This window comes from Lentisalinibacter salinarum, assembly GCF_040706555.1.
GTDB lineage: Bacteria > Pseudomonadota > Gammaproteobacteria > Steroidobacterales > Woeseiaceae > Lentisalinibacter > Lentisalinibacter salinarum.
In genome coordinates this window covers 258,796-279,420 of record NZ_JAPDRH010000001.1, presented here as the reverse complement: position 1 = coordinate 279,420, position 20,625 = coordinate 258,796, and the positions used below count along the sequence as shown (strand labels likewise).

Here is a 20,625-nt window from a genome sequence, read left to right as displayed (position 1 = left end):
ACGCTCGTTACATTCATGCTACTGCTACCCCCTCGACCACGCCTTCCAGCCGGTCTTCCAGTTCATCGCCCGCCCGCTGCAATGCTTCGAGCATGCTCTCGTCGGGCGTCCAGTATCGTCGTTCGTGGGCCTCCAGCAGGCGGCTCGCCACCCGCGCGGAGGCCGTCGGGTTCAGGTCGGCCAGCCGCTGGCGCATCTCCTCGTCCAGGACGAAGGTCTGCGTCAGCTGCCGATACACCCAGGGCGCCACCTGACCGGTCGTGGCCGACCAGCCCATGGTGTTCGTGATATGGGACTCGATCTGGCGCACGCCCTCGTAGCCGTGCTTCAGCATGCCCTCGTACCACTTCGGGTTGAGCATGCGGGTGCGGGTCTCCAGCGCCACCTGCTCGGATAGCGTGCGCACGGTACCCTCGCCCCGGGTCTGGTCGCCGATATACACGGGCACGCTCTGGCCGGCGGCCGAGTTCACCGCACGGTTGATGCCGCCGAGGGTGTCGAAGTAGTGATCGATGGTGGTGACGCCGAGCTCGACCGAATCCACGTTCTGGTAGGCCAGTTCCACCCCGCCCAGCACGTTCTTCAGGAGGTCGGCCTGCTGCACGGGCCTGCCGCTGCGGCCGTAGGCGAAGCACTTGCGCCGGGTGTAGGTGTCGGCCAGCTCGTCCTCGTCGTCCCAGCAGCCGCTGTCGATCATGTGATTGACGTTCGAGCCGTAGGCGCCGGCGGCGTTGCTGAACACGCGCAGTGCCGCGGTGTCCAGGTCACAGTCGTGGACTTCCTGGTAGGCGAGCACGTGCTTGCGGATGAAGTTCCGGTCGCAGGGCTCGTCCGCGCCGGCCGCCAGCCAGGCCGCCTCGGCGAGCATGCGGGTCTGCAGCGGCAGCAGGTCGCGGAAGATGCCGGACAGCGTCACCACCACGTCGATGCGCGGGCGGCCCAGTTCGGCCAGCGGAATCAGCTCGGCGCCGGACAGGCGGCCGTAGCTGTCGAAACGCGGGCGCGCGCCCATCAGCGACATCGCCTGAGCGATCGGTGCGCCTTCGTTCTTGAGGTTGTCCGTGCCCCAGAGGACCAGCGCCGTGGTCTCCGGCAGGCAGTTGCCTTCGGCCAGGTGGCGCTCCAGCAGCTTGTCCGCCTGGCGTGCGCCGTCGGCCAGCGCGAACGCGCTCGGCATGCGGAACGGATCGAAGCCGTGCAGGTTGCGCCCCGTCGGCAGGATGTCGGTGGTGCGCAGCAGGTCGCCGCCCGGTACCGGCCGGACGAAGCGCCCGTCCAGCGCCTTCAGTATGGCGTCTATCTCGTGGTCTTCGGACAGCAGCGCCGCTGCAGTGGCCAGTTCGCCGAACACCTCGAGATTCGTCTCGTTCTTCTCCAGACCGCCCGCGGCGAGTGCCTCGGCGGCCGACGCACCGGCCGCGAGCGCTTCCACCACAGCCGCTGGCGGCCGCTCGCCGGTGGCGCCCTCGGCGATGGCGGCCAGCATGTCGGCCCGCTCGGCCTCCGAAGGAGCCTCGCCCACGACGTGCAGACCGTGGGGTATGAGGGCGTATTCCAGTTCCAGCATCGCCTCGTTCAGCCGGGCGATCTCGGCCTCCGCCGCGCCGGCGGTCCACTCGGGCTCGAGTGCGGCCAGATCCAGCTCCGCCGCCTGGGCCTGGACCAGGGCGGCGAGTTCGCCGGCCTCTCTGCCCGACTCCGGCGGCAGTGCGCGCCAGCGCTCGATACTGGCCTTCAAGTCGGCCAGGCCCCGGTAGAGGCCGGCCTGGGCCACCGGCGGCGTGAGATAGCTGATCAGCGTGGCGGCGGCACGGCGCTTGGCGATGGTGCCCTCGGACGGGTTGTTGGCCGCGTACAGGTAGAGGTTGGGCAGGTCGCCGATGAGCCGCTCGGGCCAGCAGGCGGCGGACAGGCCGGTCTGCTTGCCCGGCATGAATTCGAGCGCACCGTGGGTACCGAAGTGCAGCACCGCGTGCGCCGCGTAATCCTCGCGCAGGTAACGGTAGAAGGCGGAGAAGGCATGGGTCGGCGCGAAACCCTGCTCGAACAGCAGCCTCATCGGATCGCCCTCGTAGCCGAAGGCGGGCTGGATGCCGACGAACACATTGCCGAAGTGCTCGCCCAGCACGAAGATCGAGCTGCCGTCGGTCTGATGCCGGCCCGGGGCCGGTCCCCACTGGGCTTCGATGTCGGCGAGCCAGGTTTCACGGCGGACGTGATCGTCGGTGCCGATACGGGCGCAGACGTTCGCGTCGGCGCCGTAGCGGCCGGCGTTGCCGCCGAGCAGGCGCTCGCGCAGTGCATCCTCGTTCTCGGGCACCTCCACGTCGTAGCCGTCGCGCGCCAGCGCGCGCAGCGTGTTCAGCAGCGAGGCCCACACAGAGAGGTGCGCCGCCGTGCCGGTGGCACCGGAATTCGGCGGGAAGTTGAACAGCACCAGGCCCACCCGGCGCTCGGCCACCGGTGTGCGCCGCAGCCGTATCAGGCGCTCCACCCGGGCGGCCAGGGCGGCGGCGCGTTCCGGCTGGGGATGCATGTCGCGCTTGCGGTTTTCGGCGGCGGCCGTGGAGCGGCCGCCGAACAGCATCGGCGCCGTCGCACCGTCCAGCTCGGGGATGGCCACCATCATCGTGGACTCCACCGGCATCAGGCCGAGGGTGGAATCCTCCCACTGCTCCAGTGACTGGAACTCGACGGCGTGGGCGGCCAGATAGGGCACGTCGAGTTCGCCCAGCAGCTGCTCGGCGGCCGCGGAGTCGTTATAGGCCGGGCCGCCGACCAGGGAGAAGCCGGTCAGCGAGACGACCGCGTCCACCAGTGTCTCGCCGTCGCGGCGGAAGAAGCGCTCGACCGCCGGACGGGCGTCGAGGCCGCTGGAGAACGCCGGTATCACCCTGAGGCCGCGCGCCTCCAGCGCGGCGATGACGCCATCGTAATGATCCGTGTTACCGGCGAGGACGTAGGAACGCATCACCAGCAGCCCCACGGTGCCGTTGCGCCCGTCCGTCCTGGGCAGCCGGCGCGCGTCTTCGCCCATGCGCTGCCTGAGGCGCGGGTGGTAGACGCCCACCTCGGGGTACTCCGCCGGCAACGCCGCCTTCACCCGCTCGCGCAACGCCCGCCGCGGGCCGTCGGCGTAACGGCCGATCAGGAAGCGCACCATGTTGGCGACGTTGTCGTCGGAGCTGGCCAGCCAGTACTGCAGGGTCAGGAAGTAGGCCCTGACGTCCTGGGCGGTGCCGGGGATGAAACGCAGGATCTGCGGCAGGCGCCGGAGCATGGCCATCTGGCGTGCGCCGGCGGTGCTGCCGCCGCCTTCGGTCTTCTTCGGCTTCAGCTTCTTCAGGAAGGCCAGCGGTCCCTTCTGGCTGCCGTCCATGCGGAAATTGCCCAGCTTCGTGAGCCTCGCCACTTCCGCGGCGGACATGCAGCACACCAGCGCGTCGCAGCCGTCCCGGCGCGCACGCAGATCCTCGAGGATGGGCTGGATGTGATCGTCCATGAACATCATGGTGACCACGATGATGTCGGCCCGGGCGATGTCCTCCCGGCAGCGGGCCAGCGCATCCTCGTCGGCGGACCATTCGGTGGCCACGTGCAGATGCATCGACAGCCCCGGCAGTTCGCGGCGCAGCTGACGATGGGCGCGCTCGACGGCACTCGCCATGTGACTGTCGAGCGTCACCATGACGAAGTTCAGCGCCGTCTGATCAGCGGCCGAAGTGTGCTTTGGCATCGTACAGTGTCTCGACGGTGATGCTCGCCACGCCCTGTTCCGTGGCATAGCGCTCGGTGTTCCGGCGGGCCTTGCCGCGGACGAAGAACGGGATTTTCTTCAGCTCCTGCTCGGCGTCTTCCGTCCACCGCGCGACGGTAGTGTCGACGGTGTCTTCGAAGTCGTGGCCGGCGGCGGTCTCCGCGGCACGCTCACCGGCGGCGGGCTTGCGGCCGTGGCCGAGATGGGAAGGCATGGCCTCGTCGTTGAATTCGAAGTCGTCCCGGAACATGGTCAGCAGGTGCTCCTCCAGGCCCATCATCAGGGGGTGCACCCAGGTGTCGAAGATGACGTTGGCGCCTTCCCAGCCCATCTGCGGCGAGTAGCGCGCGGGGAAGTCCTGCACGTGCACCGGCGAGGAGATGACGGCGCAGCCGATGCCGAGACGCTTGGCGATGTGCCGCTCCATCTGGGTGCCGAGAACGAGTTCCGGCTCGAGTTCGGCCACCCTCGCCTCCACCTCCAGGTAGTCGTCGCTGATCAGCGGCTCCACGCCGTATTCCTTCGCGGCTTGGCGCACCTCGCGGGCGAATTCCCGGCTGTAGGTGCCGAGGCCGACGACGTCGAAGCCCATCTCTTCCCTGGCGATCCGGGCCGCCGCCACGGCATGGGTGGCGTCGGCGAAGATGAACACCCGCTTGCCGGTGAGATAGGTGCTGTCGACGGAGCGCGAGTACCAGGGCAGGCGCGAAGCGGAGGTGGCCAGCGCGTCGCTGACGTCGAGCCCGGCCAGTTCGCCGACCTCGGCGATGAAGTCCCGCGTAGCGCCCACGCCGATGGGCACCGTCTTCACGAACGGCTGGCGGAACATGCGCTCCAGCCAAGCGCAGGTGGTGTGCGCTATCTCCGGATAGAGGCAGACGTTGAAGTCCGCGTCGGGGATGCGCTGGAGATCCTCCGGCGTCGCGCCCTCCGGCGCCACAACGTTGACGTCCACGCCGAGGCTTTCGAGCAGGCCGGTGATCTCGCGCACGTCGTCACGACAGCGGAAGCCGAGCGCCGACGGGCCGAGCAGGTTGGCACCGGGTCTGCGTCCATCGGGTCGGGGTGCCGGCTCGCTGCCCGGCGCCGGTATCCGGGCGGTGAGCAGGGTGCGCACGAGGTGATAGAAGGTCTCACTGGCGCCCCAGTTCTCCTTGCGGGAGTAGGACGGCAGCTCCAGCGGCACGATCGGCACAGGGAAATCCATGCTCTCGGCCAGCGAGCCGGGCTGATCCTGGATCAGCTCGGCGGTGCACGACTCGCCCACCAGCATCGCCCGGGGACGAAAACGGTCATAAGCGTCCCTGAGCGTCTCCTTCACGAGACCCGCGGTATCGCCACCGAGGTCGCGGGCCTGGAAGGTGGTATAGGTCACCGACGGACGAGTCGGGCGCCGCTCGATCATGGTAAACAGCAGGTCTGCGTAGGTATCGCCCTGGGGCGCGTGCAGGACGTAATGCACACCCTCCATCGAAGTGGCGATGCGCATGGCCCCGACGTGGGGCGGACCTTCGTATGTCCAGAGGGTGAGCTGCACGTTACACCGCCAGCCTTTCCATGCGGTTCAGCGGCCGGGCGAACAGCTCGGCGAGATCCGCCGCCTGCTCGAAGCCGTGCACCGGCGTGAAGACGAGTTCGATGGACCACTTCGTGCGGAAGCCCTCCGCCTCGAGCGGATTGGCGAGCCCGAGCCCGCAGACCGTGAGATCCGGCGCATCCTCGCGGACCCGGTCCAGCTGGCGCTCGACGTGCTGACCCTCGGACAACCGGACGTCCTGCGGCAGGCGCTCCAGCTCGGCCGCGACCACCTGGCGGTCCAGGTAGGGCGTGCCCACCTCGACCAGCTCCATGCCGCATTCCTCGTGCAGGAAGCGGGCCAGCGGGATCTCGAGCTGGGAATCGGGCAGGAAGGTGATGCGCCGACCGGCGAGTTTCTCCCGGTAGCGCTCCAGGGCACGTCGTGCGCGCGATGCCGGCGCGGCGGTAGCTGCCCGGACCCGCTCGGCAGGAATGTCGCTGGCGGCGGCGGCCGCCTCGAGCCAGGCCAGCGTGCCTTCCACGCCGAAGGGATAGGGTGCGTCGATCAGCCGTGCGCCCCGCGCGACCAGCGCCCTCGCCGTCTCACCGAGGAATGGCTGGGCCAGCAGGACGTCGGTGCCGGGGCCCACCGGCGGCAGCTCCGCCGCGGCTCGCGGCGGCAGGAAATTCACATCATCGATGCCGATCTCACGGAACAGCCGGGCGAACTGGTCTTCGACCACGTCGGCCAGGGTCCCGACCACCAGCAGCGAGCGTTCGCCGTCCGGCAGCTCCGGCACCAGGGTCTGCAGGCAGTTGTCCTCGCCCTGGGTGAAGGTGGTCTCGATGCCGCTGCCCGAGTAGTTGAGCACGCGGACCCGGCCCCGATGGGCGTGGGACAAGCGCTCGGCCGCCTTGGCGAGGTCCAGCTTGATGACCTCCGAGGGGCAGGAGCCCACCAGGAACAGGGTGCGGATCTCGGGCCGCCGTTCCAGCAGTTGCGCGGCAATGCGATCCAGTTCGTCGTTGCAGTCGGCCAGGCCCGCGAGGTCGCGTTCCTCCAGGATGGCCGTCGCGAAGCGCGGCTCGGCGAAGATCATGACCCCGGCGGCCGACTGTATAAGATGTGCGCAGGTGCGCGAGCCCACCACCAGGAAGAAAGCATCCTGGATCTTGCGGTGTAACCAGACGATGCCCGTGAGGCCGCAGAAGACCTCCCGCTGGCCTCGCTCGCGGAGTACCGACCGCTCCGAGCAGCCGTTCGGGAGGCTGGTGGCTGCCGCGCTCCGGTTCATTCGACGGCATACCCCGCTGCCCCGCCGTGCACCGTCCGCGGCGCCGATTGCTCGAGCCGCGCGGAGCGCAGCTTCAGCAGGAACTGCGTTGCGTTGACGACATAAGCCAAGTACGCTGCCAACGCGAGGAGCATCTGATGGCGCGCCTCCATAATTCCAAAGACAAGAGCCGCGATATAAGCCGTATGCAGCGCCATGACGAGCATGCTGACGACGTCCTCCCAGAAGAAGCTGGGCGCGAACAGCCAGCGGCCGAACACCACCCGCTCCCAGATCGACCCCGTCACCATAATTGCGTACAGAATCAACGTCTTGACGACGACGGAGACGGTCGCGGCGTAATAGCCCTCGCCGGTGCCGAGATATCGGATCACCAGGGCGAAACTCACCAGGAATACGAGGAACTGGAGCGGCGCCAGGATGCCCTGAACGAGTGTCCAGCGGGACTGGTCCCGCCTCTGGCGCTCCGCGTCGGTGTAAAGAGGTTTTCTGTTCTTGTGCCGGGTCATGCGACCACGTGTCTCGCTGGTCTCGGTGCTGTTGTCAACGAATCTAGACGCCTTGTTTCGATCTGTCAACTAAACCAGACGTAAACAAGACTTGACAAGTTGCGGGGAGAATTCGAAGATGGACTCGCGTCCCTGCAAGGACGCGCGCCGGCTGTCGGATAAACTACCCCCGAGGGGAGCACATCCGCCGCCAGCCCCGCCGCAGAGCGGTAAGGACGGTGGATGCCGGAGCGGGGCCTCAAAGGGCCCGCGGCGGCCCGGGCGGAGAATTTCGGCCGGCCGCAGAAGACACAACAGGAGGCGCGCGATGCCCGGACGGGGAGCTCGGCATCTGGCCGGAGACGACCAGGGACCAAAACATCATCCGCTGGCGAAGAGCGGCGAAACGGACGAGGACCGATGGAGAGAGGACGATGACGATTGCGAGGTACCACGGGACCGTCTGGCCCAGCTGGTTCGCATCATCGAATCCGAAACCATCCCGAGACTAGTGCTGGCGCATAAGAAAGAGGTCGACCTCGACGACCAGCAGGAGCACGCCGGGCCCGGCGTGGACCCGGAGGCAGTGCGCGAACTCGCCGCGCTGGTGCTGTCGCCGAACCAGGAACTCGCCCTGACCTACGTCCGCTCGATGCGCGACAAGGGCATCCGGCGGGAAAGACTGTTCCTCGACCTGCTCGGCCCGACGGCCCGCTACCTGGGCAGCCTGTGGGAAGACGACCTCTGCGATTTCACCGAAGTGACCGTCGGTCTGTGCCGGCTGCACCAGCTGGTGCGCGAGATGAGCCCGGGTTTCATGCGCGCAGGCAACGGCGTGGAGATAAAGCGGGCTTTGCTGGCGCCGGTGCCCGGCGAACAGCATACTTTCGGCCTGCTGATGGTGACCGAGTTCTTCCGCCGCGAGGGCTGGGACGTCTGGGGCGGCCCGTCCGCCAGCCACAGCGACGTCCTGCAGGTGGTGAATTCCGAGAAATTCTCGGTGGTCGGTTTCTCGGTGAGCTGCGACGATCGCCTTGACGAACTGACCGAGTGGATCCAGACCATCCGCAACCAATCCCGCAACCCGGAGATCGGCGTGCTCGTCGGCGGCCGGGTGTTCATCGACAACCCCGAGCTGGTGCGCGAAGTCGGCGCCGACGCGACGGCCCTGGACGGGCGCCAGGCTCCGCTGGAAGCGCTGGGACTGCCCCGGCAATTGAAGAGGCATTAGTGACCAACCCGCATCAGGCAAGCGCAAGGGGTAGCCGGCACACGGCCATAACGAGGGCCTTCCGCTCCGCGGCCCGCACCCTGGATCAGCTGACCGCCAATACCATTGCCACCCTGATTGCGGCCAGCGCCGACATCGCGCTGGTGATCGACGCCAAGGGCGTCATCGTCGATCTGTCCCTCGGCGGCAGCGATCTGCCGCCAGAGCTCGGTGACGACTGGCTGGGCAAGCCGTGGCTCGAGACGGTGGCTCTCGACAGCCGGCCGAAGGTGGAGGCGCTGCTGGAGGACGCGGCCCGGGGCGAGAGCCCGCGTTGGCGTCACGTCAACCATCTCACGGCCGAAGGCCGCAACATACCGGTGCGCTATTGCACCGTGCGCCTGCGCAAGGACGGCAATATCGTGGCAGTGGGCCGCGACCTGCATGCCATCGCAAACCTACAGCAGCGGCTGGTGGACGCCCAGCAATCTGTCGAGCGCGACTACTGGAACCTGCGCCAGCTCGAGACCCGCTACCGCTTCCTGTTCCAGACCGCCTCCGAGGCCGTGCTGATCCTCGATGCGGGCAGTCAGAAGGTGCTGGAAGTGAATCCGGTGGCGGAGAAACTGCTGGGCGAGCGCAGCAAGAAAATCGTCGGCCGGCCGCTCGCCGATGCCTTTACGAAAAAGAATACGACGGCGATCCAGGACTTCCTGGCCGAGGTACGAGCCGCCGGACGCGCCGAGGACATACAGGCCAGACTGCCCGACGATCGCCGCCTCACCCTGCGGGCCGCCCTGCTGCGGCAGGAGAGCGGAACGCTCATGCTGGTGCGCCTGCATACGCTGGACGGAAGCGAGGCTGACTCGTCGCTCTCCGAGGCGAAGCGCCAGCTCGCCAGCATCGTGGAGAGTGCGCCGGACGGCATCGTGGTCACCAGCCAGGACGGGCGCATCGTCAGCGCCAACGCGGCTTTCCTGGAGCTGGCGCAACTCGCCGGCGAGGACGAAGCCAAGGGCGAGTCGCTGGACCAGTGGCTCGGCCGCCCGGGCGTGGATCTGAACGTGCTCATCGCCAACGTGCGTCAGCACGGTTCCGTGCGCCTGTTCTCCACTTCCGTCCAGGGCAATTACGGCACCGTCACCGAAGTGGAGATCTCCGCCGTGGCCATCCGCAGCGAGGATCGGCTGCGCTTCGGCTTCGTGATCCGGGACGTCGGCCCGCGGCTCACAACCGACAACCAGGCCATGCAGGCCCTGCCTCGTTCGGTGGAGCAGCTGAAGGACCTGGTGGGCCGCGTGCCGCTGAAGGAACTCGTCCGCGAGGCCACCGACCTCATCGAGAAGCTCTGCATCGAAGCCGCCCTCGAGCTGACCGACGATAACCGCGCGTCCGCGGCCGAGCTCCTCGGGCTGAGTCGTCAGAGCCTCTACGTCAAACTCAGACGCTACGGCCTCGGCGACCTGGGACCCGACACCGAGGCCTGACCCATGGTCGGACAGGCCACCGGCAGCGTCCACGCGCCGGCTCCGGCGCCCGGGGCCGTCCTGGAACTCCTGAAACCCATCACCTGGTTCCCGCCGATGTGGGCCTTCATGTGCGGGGTCGTCTCCTCCGGCGTGCCGCTGGCCGGCAGCTGGCTGGTGATCGCAGCGGGCATCGCGCTGGCGGGCCCGCTGGTGTGCGCCACCAGCCAGGCGGCGAACGACTGGTTCGACCGCCACGTCGACGCCATCAACGAACCGAACCGCCCGATCCCGTCCGGCCGCATCCCCGGCCGCTGGGGGCTCTATATCGCGATCGCCTGGACGATGCTGTCGCTGGCGGTAGCCACCGCCCTCGGGACGTGGGTGCTTGCGGCCGCCGTGGCCGGACTTGTCCTCGCCTGGGTGTACAGCGCGCCGCCGCTGCGCCTGAAACAGAACGGCTGGTGGGGCAACACGGCCGTCGCCGCCTGCTACGAGGGACTGCCCTGGATCACCGGCGCGGCAGTGATGATCGGCGGCGCCATGCCCGACGGGCGAGTGTTCGTCCTGGCAGCGCTCTACAGCGCGGGCGCCCACGGCATCATGACGCTGAATGATTTCAAGTCCGTGGAAGGCGACCTGCGCATGGGCGTTGGCTCCATCCCGGCCCGCATCGGGCCGGAACGCGCGGCCACCCTCGCCTGCGCCACCATGGCACTGCCCCAGGTGGCGGTCATCGGCTTCCTGTGGTGGTGGGGGCTCGTGCCATGGGCTCTCGGCGTCGCCGCCGTACTGGCCAGCCAGCTCGCGCTCATGCCGACGCTGCTGAAAGACCCCCGCGGCAAGGCCGCCTGGTACAACGGTACGGGCATCACGCTGTACGTCTCCGGGATGATGATCAGCGCGTTCGGGCTGCGCGCCCTGGAACTCACGCCGTGAAGCCGCTGGGCTGGATAGGCATCTTGCGCGTCGGCCTGGTGCAGACCGCGCTCGGCTCCATCGTCGTGCTGACGACCTCCACGCTGAACCGGGTCATGGTGGTCGAACTCGGGCTCGCCGCCATGCTGCCCGGCGCGCTGGTGGCGCTGCACTACGCCGTCCAGGTCTCCCGGCCACGGCTCGGCTATGGCTCGGACCTGGGCGGCCGGCGCACGCCGTGGATCATCGGCGGCATGGCGGTGCTCGGGATCGGCGGCATCACCGCATCCTGCGCCACGGCCTGGATGGCCACGGACCCGGTCGCCGGGGCGGCGCTGGCCGCGCTGGCTTTCCTGCTGATCGGCGTCGGCGTCGGCGCGGCCGGCACGTCGCTGCTGGTGCTGCTAGCGAAGCGGGTCACGCCGGAGCGACGCGCCCCGGCGGCCACCACGGTCTGGCTGATGATGATCGCCGGCTTCGCCGTCACGGCCGGGGTGGCGGGTCATTTCCTGGACCCCTTCTCTCTGCCGCGGCTGGTGACGGTGACCAGCGTCGTCTGCGGCGCGGCGTTCCTGCTGACGCTTATCACCATCCACAACCTGGAGGGTCGTGGCAGCGCAGCCTCTCCTGCCGCCGCTGCCGGCGCCGCGGCCGCCGAGGAGGAACCGGGGCCGCCGTTCCGCCATGCTCTGGCAGAAGTCTGGTCCGAGTCGCGGGCCCGGCGGTTCTCCGTCTTCGTATTCGTCTCCATGCTCGCCTACAGCGGCCAGGAGCTGATCGTCGAGCCCTTCGCCGGCACGGTCTTCGGCCTGACACCAGGCCAGTCCACGCAGCTAGCCGGCGTGCAGAACACGGGAATGCTCGTCGGCATGATCCTGGTTGCCGTCGGTGCGCGGCGCTTCGGCACCCTGAGGGGCTGGACCATCGGCGGCTGCATCGCCTCCGCCATCGCCCTGGTGGCACTGGCGGCCGGCGGCTTCTTCGCCGACGAATGGCCGCTCCGGGCCAGCGTATTCGCGCTCGGCATGGCCAACGGCGCCTTCGCCGTGGCCGCCATCGGCTCGATGATGGCGCTGGTGGCAGCCGGCAGGGAGCGCCGGGAAGGGGTCCGCATGGGCCTCTGGGGCGCTGCCCAGGCCGTGGCCTTCGGCGCGGGCGGCTTTCTCGGCACCATGGGCGTCGACGTGATGCGCAGCCTGGTGAGCCTGCCGGCCACCGCCTACGGCGCGGTGTTCGCCAGCCAGGCGGTGATGTTCCTGGTGGCCACCGTCCTCGCGGCCCGGGTCGGCCATACCGGAGCAGACGACACCGAGACTCCGCAGCCCGGCCCCGTGCGGCTGGCGACAGAGACGGGCAGACAATGACAGAGGAAACGACATGGAAGAATTCGAAGTAGTGGTCGTCGGCGGCGGACCCGCCGGGGCCACTGCCGCCGCCACTCTCGCCCGCCGGGGCCGCTCCGTGCTGCTGCTGGACCGGGAGGGGCGGATCAAGCCCTGCGGCGGCGCCATCCCGCCCCGCCTGATCCGGGACTTCGAGATACCGGATGCGCTGCTGGTTGCCAGGGTGGATTCCGCGCGCATGGTCGCGCCGTCCGGCCGCGGCGTCGACATGCCCATCGACGGCGGCTATGTCGGCATGGTGGACCGGGAGGAGTTCGATGAATGGCTGCGCGTGCGGGCGGCCGCCGCCGGCGCCGACCGGCGGCAGGGCACGTTCCGCGAAATCACCCGGGACGCCGACGGCACGGCGGTCGTGCACTACCGGGCCCGCGAGGACGGCCGCGCCGCGCCGCCGCGGGCAGTCCGCGCCCGGGCCGTCGTCGGCGCAGACGGCGCCAACTCACGGGTGGCGAACCAGATGGTGCCCGGCGGCGACGCCATCCCCTACGTCGCCGCCTATCACGAGATCATCCGCTCGCCGGCCCAAGGGCAGGGAGACTTCGACGGCAAGCGCTGCGACGTCTACTACCAGGGCCACCTGTCGCCGGACTTCTACGCCTGGGTCTTCCCCCATGGCGAACACACCAGCGTGGGGGTCGGCAGCGCCAACAAGGGCTTCTCCCTGCGCGGCGCCGTGGCCGAACTACGCGCGGCCACCGGCATGAGCGAGTGCGAGACCGTGCGGCGTGAGGGCGCACCGATACCTCTGAAGCCCCTGAAGCGCTGGGACAACGGCCGCGACGTCCTGCTGGCCGGCGACGCGGCCGGCATCGTGGCGCCGGCCTCCGGTGAGGGCATCTATTACGCGATGGTCGGCGGCCAGTACGCCGCGGAGGCGGTTGAGGAATTCTGCGCCACCGGCAAGGCGAAGGCACTGAAGCAGGCACGCAAGCGCTTCCTGAAGGAGCACGGCCGGGTGTTCTGGGTGCTGGGCCTGCTACAACGTTTCTGGTACTCGTCGGACAAGCGCCGCGAACGCTTCGTCAGCATCTGCGAGGATCCGGACGTGCAGCGCCTCACCTGGGAGGCGTACATGAACAAGCGTCTCGTGCGTGCGAAGCCGGTCGCCCACGTACGCATCTTCTTCAAGGACCTCGCCCACCTGCTGGGGATCGTCTCGCCGTGAGCGCGGGGACCGTACGCCCGCTCCCGATTCTCGTCGCCGCCATCGCCGTCCTGGCGATGGGCGCCGGCGGAGGGCTGCTGACCGACCTCGGCCCCTGGTATCAGGACCTGGCGCAGCCGGACTGGAAGCCGCCCGACGTCGCCTTCGGGCCGGTCTGGACGAGCATCTTCGTGCTGGCCGGCATCGGCGGAGTGCTGGCCTGGTCTGCCGCCGACGGCGCCGCCGACCGGCGCCGCATCCTGGCGCTGTTCGGGCTCAATGCCTTCCTGAACCTGGGCTGGAGCGTGATGTTCTTCCAGGTGAAGCGCCCGGACTGGGCGCTGGCGGAGCTGGTCCTGCTTTGGCTGTCGATCGTGGCCCTGATCGTCGGCCTGAGACGGATCTCGCTGGCCGCCTCCCTGCTGATGGTCCCCTATCTCGCCTGGGTGACCTTCGCCGGCTTCCTGAACTACGCCATCGTGCGGCTGAACTAGCTGAATACCTGATAGACGGTGAAGGCACCGAGGTAGCCGAGCGCGGTCATGTAGGACCAGGCGAAGACGGGCCAGCGCCAGCTGTTGGTCTCCCGGCGGATGACGGCGAGTGTTGCCGCGCACTGCAGACACCAGGCGTAGAACACCAGCAGCCCGAGCACCATCGGCAGCGTGAATACGGGACTGCCGTCCGGCCAGGTCGCGGCTCTAAGGCGCGCCGACAGGCGTTCGTCGTCGGCCTCGGCGCCGACCGCGTAGATGGTGCCGAGCACGGCCACGACCACCTCCCGCGCCGGGAACCCGGCCAGCACCGCAGCTGACACCCGCCAGTCCCAGCCGAGCGGGTGGAAGACCGGAGCGATGGTCTCACCCGCACGCCCGAGCCAGCTCTGGGCGAGCTGGGCGGCAGCCGCCTCGTTCTCTATCCGGCGTAGCTGCTCCTCCAGCACCTCGCCGCTGTAAGACGCCACCGCGCGGGCGGCGGCTTGATCCGCCGCCTGCTCCACGACGTCGGAGCGGGGGAAATAGGCCAGCGCCCAGATGATCACGGCCACCGAGAAGATGACCGTGCCGGCGCGGCGCAGGAAGATGCGCGCCCTGTCGAACAGCTTTATCGCCACCGTGCGCAGGTTGGGATAGCGGAACTCGGGGAGCGTCAGCATGAAGGTGGGACGCTCGCCGCGCAGCGCCGAGCGCTTCAGCAAGAGCGCGGTTCCGACCCCGCCGAAGATGCTGAGCATGTAAAGGCCGAACAGCACGAGGCCCTGGAGGTTCAGCGGCCCGACGCCGCGGTCCGGCACGAAGGCCGCGATCAGCAACGCGTAGACGGGCAGCCGGGCCGAGCAGGTCATGAACGGCGCGGCCAGTATGGTGGCGATGCGGTCGCGCCGATTCGGTATCACGCGGGTCGCCATGATGGCCGGCACGGCACAGGCGAAGCCGGAGAGCAGCGGAATCACCGAATGACCGGAGAGCCCGACGCTGCGCATGGCGCGATCCACCAGGAAGGCCGCCCGCGCGAGATAGCCCGTATCCTCCATCAGGATCAGGAACAGGAACAGGATCATGATCTGGGGCAGGAAGATCACCACGCTGCCCACGCCGGCGATCACGCCGTCCACCAGGAAGCTCGCGAGGAACCCGTCCGGCAGCCGGGCCTGCAGGAACCCCCCTGCGCCGCTGACCGCCACGTCGATGAGATCCATCATGGGCGTCGCCCAGGCGAACACGGCCTGGAAGACCACGGCCATGGACAGGATGAACAGGCCGGTGGCGGGCCAGGGGCGGGCGAACCAGGCGGCCACTCGCGCCCCCTGGCGCTCGATGGCGGAGCCTTGCTGCTGGACGTCCGCGAGGGCCTCCCGGATCCAGCGGTAGCGCTCCCGCGCCTCGACGGCCCGCGGCGGCTCTTCACCGAACAGCTCCCGCCTGGCGTCCGCGAGCGTCTGCCGGCCGTGCTCGCCCAGGGTCTGCTGCCGCCACGCCACGGTGGCCGGGTCGTCATCCACCAGGGCACGCTCGATGTCCACGATGCCGACGTGAGGCGGCAGGTCCGCCAGCTCCTCTCTCAGGCGCTCCGCCTTCTCCCGCAGTGCCGGCCAGAAGCCGATCTTCGGTGGCGGCGCCGTCTCCGGCAGCTGCGCCAGGCGGCTCTTCAGTTCGGCGAAGCCCCGGCCCGTGGTCGCCACCACCGGGACGATCGGTATGCCGCCGAGCTTCGCGGACAGCGCCTCCACGTCGATGTGCGTGCCGTTGCGACGGGCGATATCGGTCATGGTAAGCGCGACCAGCAGCGGCCGTTCGAGTTCGACCAGCTGCTGGAGGAAATAGAGGCTCTGATAGAGCTGGGTCGCATCGACCACCGCCAGGATGCCGTCCGGCGGCGGCGTGCCGGGCATGCGGCCGAGCAGCACGTCCACGGCGATGCGTTCGTCCGCGGAGTAGGGACTCATACCGTAGGTGCCGGGCAGATCGATCAGATCGAACTCGCCCTCCGGCAGGGACGCGCGCCCGGATTTCTTCTCGACGGTAACGCCGGGATAGTTCCCGGTATGCTGGCGCATGCCGGTGAGCCGGTTGAAGACCGTGCTCTTCCCCGCGTTCGGATTACCGACCAGCGCAATGGTGCCCGCTGCCCGGCGGGTCATCGCGACTGACGAGAGGGGGACGGCTATTTCCCGGTTATCGCTCATTCCCCTTCGGGGACGTTATTACCTTCCAGGGGCTCCACCCGGAACCGCCTGGCCTGGTCCTTGCGCAGCGAGATGGACGTCCCATGGAGACGGAATTCCAGCGGGTCACCGCCCAGGGAGCGGTGCAGGAAGGTGAGTTCCGCGCCCTCCACGAGGCCGAGCGTCATCAGGCGCTGGACGCCCGGATCCGAGGGATCGACCGACGCGATCCGGACGCGATCGCCGTTCTTGAGGTCTTTCAGGGTCATTTCAGCTCTCTGTTTCGGAGCCGAATGATAATCGTTTGCGTTTTTGCTGGCCATTGCGGCAAGCGCGTACTCGCTCGGGATTTACCACGCAGTCAGAGACTTGCGGGCACCCGCGGGGCCCCGGCGGCGGCATCCGGTCACCGCTATGGGACGGATGCCGCGCGGGTAACGATCAGCTGGCGGTTTTCTTCGCAGATGCCTTCTTCGAGGCCGTCTTCCTGCGCGCCGTCTTCCGGGCGGTCTTCTTCTTCGTGACCTTTCTTTTCGCCACTTTCTTCTTTGCGGCTTTCTTCTTCGCAGGCTTCTTTTTCGCCGTCTTTTTCGCCGCAGTCTTCTTCGCCGCGGCCTTCTTCTTTTTCTTCTTCCTGCCGGTCATCCTCTCGATCTGCTTCTCGACCTGATCTATCGCCTTGTCGATGCGCAGCGCATGGGTGAGGTGTTTCCGCGCCGAATTGAGATCGTCGCGCACGAGTTTGAGATCCTTGCGCATGTCGGCGGCTTCTTCCCGCGCCTCGCCGACCGTCTTCTTCAGATTCGCGATCTGTTCTTTCAGCTCCTTGCGAGTCCTGTCACTGGTGGCCTTGGCGAGCTGCTCCGCCTTCTTCTGCATGTCCTTGCGGGATTTCTCGACGCGCTTATTGGCCTTCTTGACCTCGCGCATCAAGCGGTCGCGCTCCCGGCTGAGCCGCTTGGTCGCCGACTCGGCCGCCTTGCGGAAGTCCTTCTTGGCGTCCTGCAATGCGCGCTGCTGCTTCCTGACTTCTTCGATCATGGTCGTACTCCAACAAAAGCTCTCGGGGAGACCGCTTCCGTTCAGCCCTCCGCAGGGATGCTACCCGACTGCCCGGGTGTCGTCATCCGCAAAACCCGGGGGCCGCACGGCGCGGCCCCGGGAAACTCAGCTCGCCGTGCCGGCGGCGCCGGACAGCCGTGGCTCGGCATCGTGGTCCGGCCCGGCGCCAATCAGGAAGCGTGCCAGAGCCGGCAGCAGCACGAGCGCGCCCAGCATGTTCCACAGGAACATGAAGGTCAGCATGAGACCCATGTCCGCCTGGAACTTGATGGGAGAGAAGATCCAGGTGGCGACGCCCACCGCCAGGGTGATGCCGGTGAACGCCACGGCCTGGCCGGTCGTCTGCAGCGTCCGGTCGTAGGCGGCCTTGAGGCCGAGGCCGTCACGCAGGTGGGAGTCGAGCCGGCTGTAGATGTAGATGCCGTAGTCCACGCCGATGCCGACGCCCAGCGCGATCACGGGCAGCGTCGCCACCTTCACGCCGATGCCGAGGAAGGCCATCAGCGCCTGCGCCAGCACGGAAGTGAGCGCCAGCGGCAGGATGATGCATATCACGGCGCGCCAGGAGCGGAAGGCGAGCAGCACGAGGAAGCTGACCACGCCGTACACCAGCGCCAGCATCTGGTACTGCGCCTTGGCGATCACCTCGTTGGTGGCCGCCTCGATGCCGGCGTTGCCGGCGGCCAGGACGAAACGCAGGTCGTCTCTGTTGTTCGCCTCGGCGAAGGCCTCGGCGTCGGCGACCACGCGCTGCAGGGTTTCGGCCTTGTGGTCTTCCAGGAACAACAGCACCGGGACCATGCTGCAGTCCACGTTCATCAGGTTCGACGGCACCCGGGAGAGCGAGTTGTTGAGGATGTACTGGTTGCGGCTCAGCGTATGCCAGAGCGGATTGCCCTCGTTCATCGCCTGGATGACCAGTTTGGAGACGTTCACCAGCGAGACGACGGACTGCACGCCCCGGGTATCGCTCATCACCTCCTGGAAGCGATCGACGGCCGCCAGGGTCTCGTATTCGCCGCACTGCTGCGGCGGCGTCTCGACCATCACCACGAATACATCGGTACCGGTCGAGAAATTGCTGGTCAGAAACGCGTTGTCGAGGTTATAGCGCGAGTCCGGTCGCAGCTCCGGCGCGCCCGGGTCGAGGTCGCCGATGCGCAGATCCTGGCTGAAGTAGAAACCCAGCCCGCCCAGCACGATCGCGACGCCGATCGCCAGCGTCGCCCGCCCGCGCAGGACGAAATTGCCGAAGAACTGCCAGGTGGGATGAGGCTTCTCCCGGCGCTTCTGCAGGTGGCGCACGCCGTGCTTCGAGATGCCGGTGTACGACAGCAGCACCGGCAGCAGGAACAGGTTGGTGAAGATGATGACGGCGACGCCGATACCGGCGGTCAGCGCCAGCTCCTGGATGACCGGAATGTCGATCACCATCAACGTCAGGAAGCCGATGCCGTCGCTGACGAGTGCCACCATGCCGGGCACGAACAGCACCCGGAAGGTGCCGCGCGCGGCCTGCTCGGCGGTGGCACCGGCACTGAACCGGTTGGCGACGTTGTTGATGATCTGGACCGAGTGGCTGATGCCGATGGCGAACACCAGGAACGGCACCAGCATGGAGTAGGGATCGAGACCGTAACCCAGGGTCTTCAGCAGACCGAGCTGCCAGATCACCGCCATGGTCGAACAGACGAGCGGCATCATCGTCGCCCAGTGGCAACGGGAGTAGTAGTAGAGCAGAACGAGCGTAATCAGGAAGGCGATGCCGAAGAACGAGGCCACCAGTGTCGCGCCCTCGATCAGGTCGCCGACGACCTTCGCGAAACCCGTGATGCGGATCTTGATCGTGTCGGATTCGTACTTGTCCCGCACGAGGCGCTCGAGATCCTGGGAGAACTCGTAATAATCAAGCTTCTCGCCGGTCTCCGGATTCACGTCCACCAGCGGGGCGATGATCGCCGCCGAACGGAAGTTGTTCGCCACGAGCCGGCCGATCTGGCCGGACCGGTCTATGTTCTCACGCAGTTGCTGCAGCGCTCTCGGCGAGCCGTCGTAGTCGTCCGGGATGACCGCGCCACCGCGGAAGCCTTCCTCGGTGACCTCGCTCCAGCGTACGTTCGGAGTCCACAGCGATTCGAGCTTCGAGCGGTCGACGCCGGTAATGTAGAAGACCTCGTCGGTGATCTCCTGCAGTGTCTCCTGGAACTCCGCGTCGAAGATATCGCCTTCCGTGGTCTGCACGATGATGCGCACGAAATTGCCGAGCGAGGCCAGATCCTGCTTGTTCTCGAGATAGTTCTCGATATAAGGATGCGAGACCGGAATCATCTTCTCGAAGCTCGCGTCGGGGCGCAGCTGACTTGCCTGGAAGGTGAGGAACGCCGTGACCGCCGCGAAAAGCAGCAGAATGATGGGGCGATTGGAAAACAGCAGCGGCGCGACGTGCGCCTCGCGGGCGAGTTGCTCCTGCAAGCGGCGCTGCCGGGCTTCTTCGTCCTCGCCGCCGGGCGACTCCTGATTTGTGTCTTCCGTCATGGTGCGTCACCCCCAGCCATGTCGAGACCGGTGCGGACGCCGCCGAAACCGGCAATGAACATCCGGCCGTTGCCGATTTTCTCGACGGCGGCCAGCGAAGCCCGGCTGTCGAGCGGCAGAGTGGTGAAAGTCTGCCCGTCGTCACGACTCTCCAGGACCGTGCCGGCAGCGCCGACCAGCACGATGCGGCCGTCGGAGAACACCTGACCGCCGAACAGCGTACTCTCGCCCGGCGCGTCGATGGCCGTCCAGGTATCGCCGTCGTCCTCCGAGCGGAAGATCCGTCCGCGCAAACCGAAGATCAGTACGCTGCCCTCATCGGTCGTCAGGACGCCGAAGAACGAACCCTCGTAGGGAGAGTCCAGCGCCTCCCAGGTATCGCCGTTGTCGCTGGAGCGATGCAACTGACCGGCCTCGCCGGCGATCAGCAGTGCACCGGATTCGCTGCGTCCGATGTCGTAGAGGTGATAACCGTTGGGATTGTCCAGCCGGTGGGAGTGCAGTTTCCAGGCCTCGCCGGCGTCGTCGGTGCGCAGCAGCAGGCCGTAAGCGCCGATGATATAGCCCGTGCGTTCGTTCTCGAACCGGACGTTGAGCGCCGGATGGGTGATGCCCTCATCTCTTGCGCGCTCGGCATCCTCGAGGGCGAACTCGGCCTCCTCCAGCGCCCACTGGGCGTCTTCACGCTCATCGTCCGCTGCGTTCTCCAGCCTGGCGCGGGCCTCGTCGATAAGCTCCTGTGCCGCCTCGATCTGCAACTCGGCGATATCTTCTCCGGTAAGCGCGACAGACCAGGTTTCGCCGCGGTCGGCGCTCGTCAGCGCTATACCTTCGTGGCCGACCGCCCAGCCGGCTTCGGCACGCGGGAAATCGACGGCAGTCAGCATGAGAGAGACCGGCACATCGGCATGCTGCCATGCCGTGCCGCCGTCGTCGGACCAGATGATGTGGCCCTGCTCACCTACCGCGACGAGTCGGTCGCCGGACCAGTCGAGGTCGACCAGAAGGGCGTGGTCGGCGTCCGGAGACGGGATCGCCGGCCGATAGGCGAAGGGCTCCTGCGCCATGCCTGCCACGCTCCACAGGCACAGCAGCGCTGCAATCGCTTTCTTCAAAGACTCCCCCTCTGCAGAAATCGCTGCCGGCCGCCATCACCCGGCGGCC

The 20,625-nt window shown here is 67.8% G+C and carries 15 protein-coding genes; 6 read left to right on the top strand and 9 right to left on the bottom strand.

From position 1 onward, the window contains the following. Window positions 1-13 precede the first annotated feature (13 nt). The 4 genes from ACJMKZ_RS01105 to bchF are packed head-to-tail and all read right to left on the bottom strand — an operon-like array spanning window position 14 to window position 7,079. Window positions 14-3,736 (bottom strand): magnesium chelatase subunit H, encoded by a 3,723-nt coding sequence (locus ACJMKZ_RS01105; RefSeq protein ID WP_405231345.1) that lies wholly within the window; start codon window positions 3,734-3,736, stop codon window positions 14-16. Next, window positions 3,711-5,294, bottom strand: coding sequence for a ferredoxin:protochlorophyllide reductase (ATP-dependent) subunit B (gene bchB / locus ACJMKZ_RS01100; protein ID WP_405231344.1), 1,584 nt, complete (start codon window positions 5,292-5,294; stop codon window positions 3,711-3,713). The genes ACJMKZ_RS01105 and bchB overlap by 26 nt, the downstream gene beginning before the upstream one ends. Window position 5,295: 1 nt before the next feature. Continuing rightward, window positions 5,296-6,570, bottom strand: a complete 1,275-nt coding sequence (locus tag ACJMKZ_RS01095; protein WP_405231343.1) for a ferredoxin:protochlorophyllide reductase (ATP-dependent) subunit N — start codon at window positions 6,568-6,570, stop codon at window positions 5,296-5,298. Further along, the gene (gene bchF, locus ACJMKZ_RS01090; protein ID WP_405231342.1) at window positions 6,567-7,079 is read right to left on the bottom strand and encodes a 2-vinyl bacteriochlorophyllide hydratase; all 513 of its coding nucleotides are present in this window, start codon (window positions 7,077-7,079) and stop codon (window positions 6,567-6,569) included. Before bchF ends, ACJMKZ_RS01095 begins: the two co-directional genes overlap by 4 nt. A 307-nt stretch (window positions 7,080-7,386) precedes the next feature. Between bchF and ACJMKZ_RS01085 the strand changes: the two genes are divergently transcribed. Genes ACJMKZ_RS01085 through ACJMKZ_RS01060 form a run of 6 tightly spaced genes read left to right on the top strand, consistent with a single transcriptional unit; the run spans window position 7,387 to window position 13,693 of the window. After that, window positions 7,387-8,289 (top strand): cobalamin B12-binding domain-containing protein, encoded by a 903-nt coding sequence (locus ACJMKZ_RS01085; RefSeq protein WP_405231341.1) that lies wholly within the window; start codon window positions 7,387-7,389, stop codon window positions 8,287-8,289. After that, entirely contained in the window at window positions 8,289-9,755 is a 1,467-nt protein-coding gene (ppsR, locus tag ACJMKZ_RS01080) for a transcriptional regulator PpsR (protein ID WP_405231340.1), read from the top strand. Before ACJMKZ_RS01085 ends, ppsR begins: the two co-directional genes overlap by 1 nt. Window positions 9,756-9,758: 3 nt before the next feature. Then, the gene (gene chlG, locus ACJMKZ_RS01075) at window positions 9,759-10,673 is read left to right on the top strand and encodes a chlorophyll synthase ChlG (RefSeq protein WP_405231339.1); all 915 of its coding nucleotides are present in this window, start codon (window positions 9,759-9,761) and stop codon (window positions 10,671-10,673) included. Then, complete coding sequence (locus ACJMKZ_RS01070) at window positions 10,670-12,016, top strand: BCD family MFS transporter (protein ID WP_405231338.1); 1,347 nt, start codon at window positions 10,670-10,672, stop codon at window positions 12,014-12,016. Before chlG ends, ACJMKZ_RS01070 begins: the two co-directional genes overlap by 4 nt. A 13-nt stretch (window positions 12,017-12,029) precedes the next feature. After that, entirely contained in the window at window positions 12,030-13,220 is a 1,191-nt protein-coding gene (locus tag ACJMKZ_RS01065; protein ID WP_405231337.1) for a geranylgeranyl diphosphate reductase, read from the top strand. Continuing rightward, complete coding sequence (locus ACJMKZ_RS01060) at window positions 13,217-13,693, top strand: TspO/MBR family protein (RefSeq protein ID WP_405231336.1); 477 nt, start codon at window positions 13,217-13,219, stop codon at window positions 13,691-13,693. Before ACJMKZ_RS01065 ends, ACJMKZ_RS01060 begins: the two co-directional genes overlap by 4 nt. Here ACJMKZ_RS01060 and feoB read toward each other — a convergent pair. From feoB to ACJMKZ_RS01035, 5 genes are all read right to left on the bottom strand, one after another. After that, window positions 13,690-15,840 carry a ferrous iron transport protein B gene (gene feoB, locus ACJMKZ_RS01055; protein ID WP_405231335.1) on the bottom strand — a complete coding sequence of 717 codons (2,151 nt, stop codon included), beginning with the start codon at window positions 15,838-15,840 and terminating at the stop codon, window positions 13,690-13,692. The genes ACJMKZ_RS01060 and feoB overlap by 4 nt on opposite strands. A 41-nt stretch (window positions 15,841-15,881) precedes the next feature. Next, window positions 15,882-16,133 (bottom strand): FeoA family protein, encoded by a 252-nt coding sequence (locus tag ACJMKZ_RS01050; RefSeq protein WP_405231334.1) that lies wholly within the window; start codon window positions 16,131-16,133, stop codon window positions 15,882-15,884. A gap of 172 nt (window positions 16,134-16,305) precedes the next feature. Further along, window positions 16,306-16,905 carry a hypothetical protein gene (locus tag ACJMKZ_RS01045; RefSeq protein ID WP_405231749.1) on the bottom strand — a complete coding sequence of 200 codons (600 nt, stop codon included), beginning with the start codon at window positions 16,903-16,905 and terminating at the stop codon, window positions 16,306-16,308. 126 nt (window positions 16,906-17,031) lie between these two features. Beyond that, window positions 17,032-19,461, bottom strand: a complete 2,430-nt coding sequence (locus ACJMKZ_RS01040) for an efflux RND transporter permease subunit (RefSeq protein ID WP_405231333.1) — start codon at window positions 19,459-19,461, stop codon at window positions 17,032-17,034. After that, a complete protein-coding gene (locus ACJMKZ_RS01035) occupies window positions 19,458-20,576 on the bottom strand; it encodes a YCF48-related protein (protein ID WP_405231332.1) in 1,119 nt (372 codons plus the stop codon). Before ACJMKZ_RS01035 ends, ACJMKZ_RS01040 begins: the two co-directional genes overlap by 4 nt. Between the last annotated feature and the right edge of the window lie 49 nt (window positions 20,577-20,625).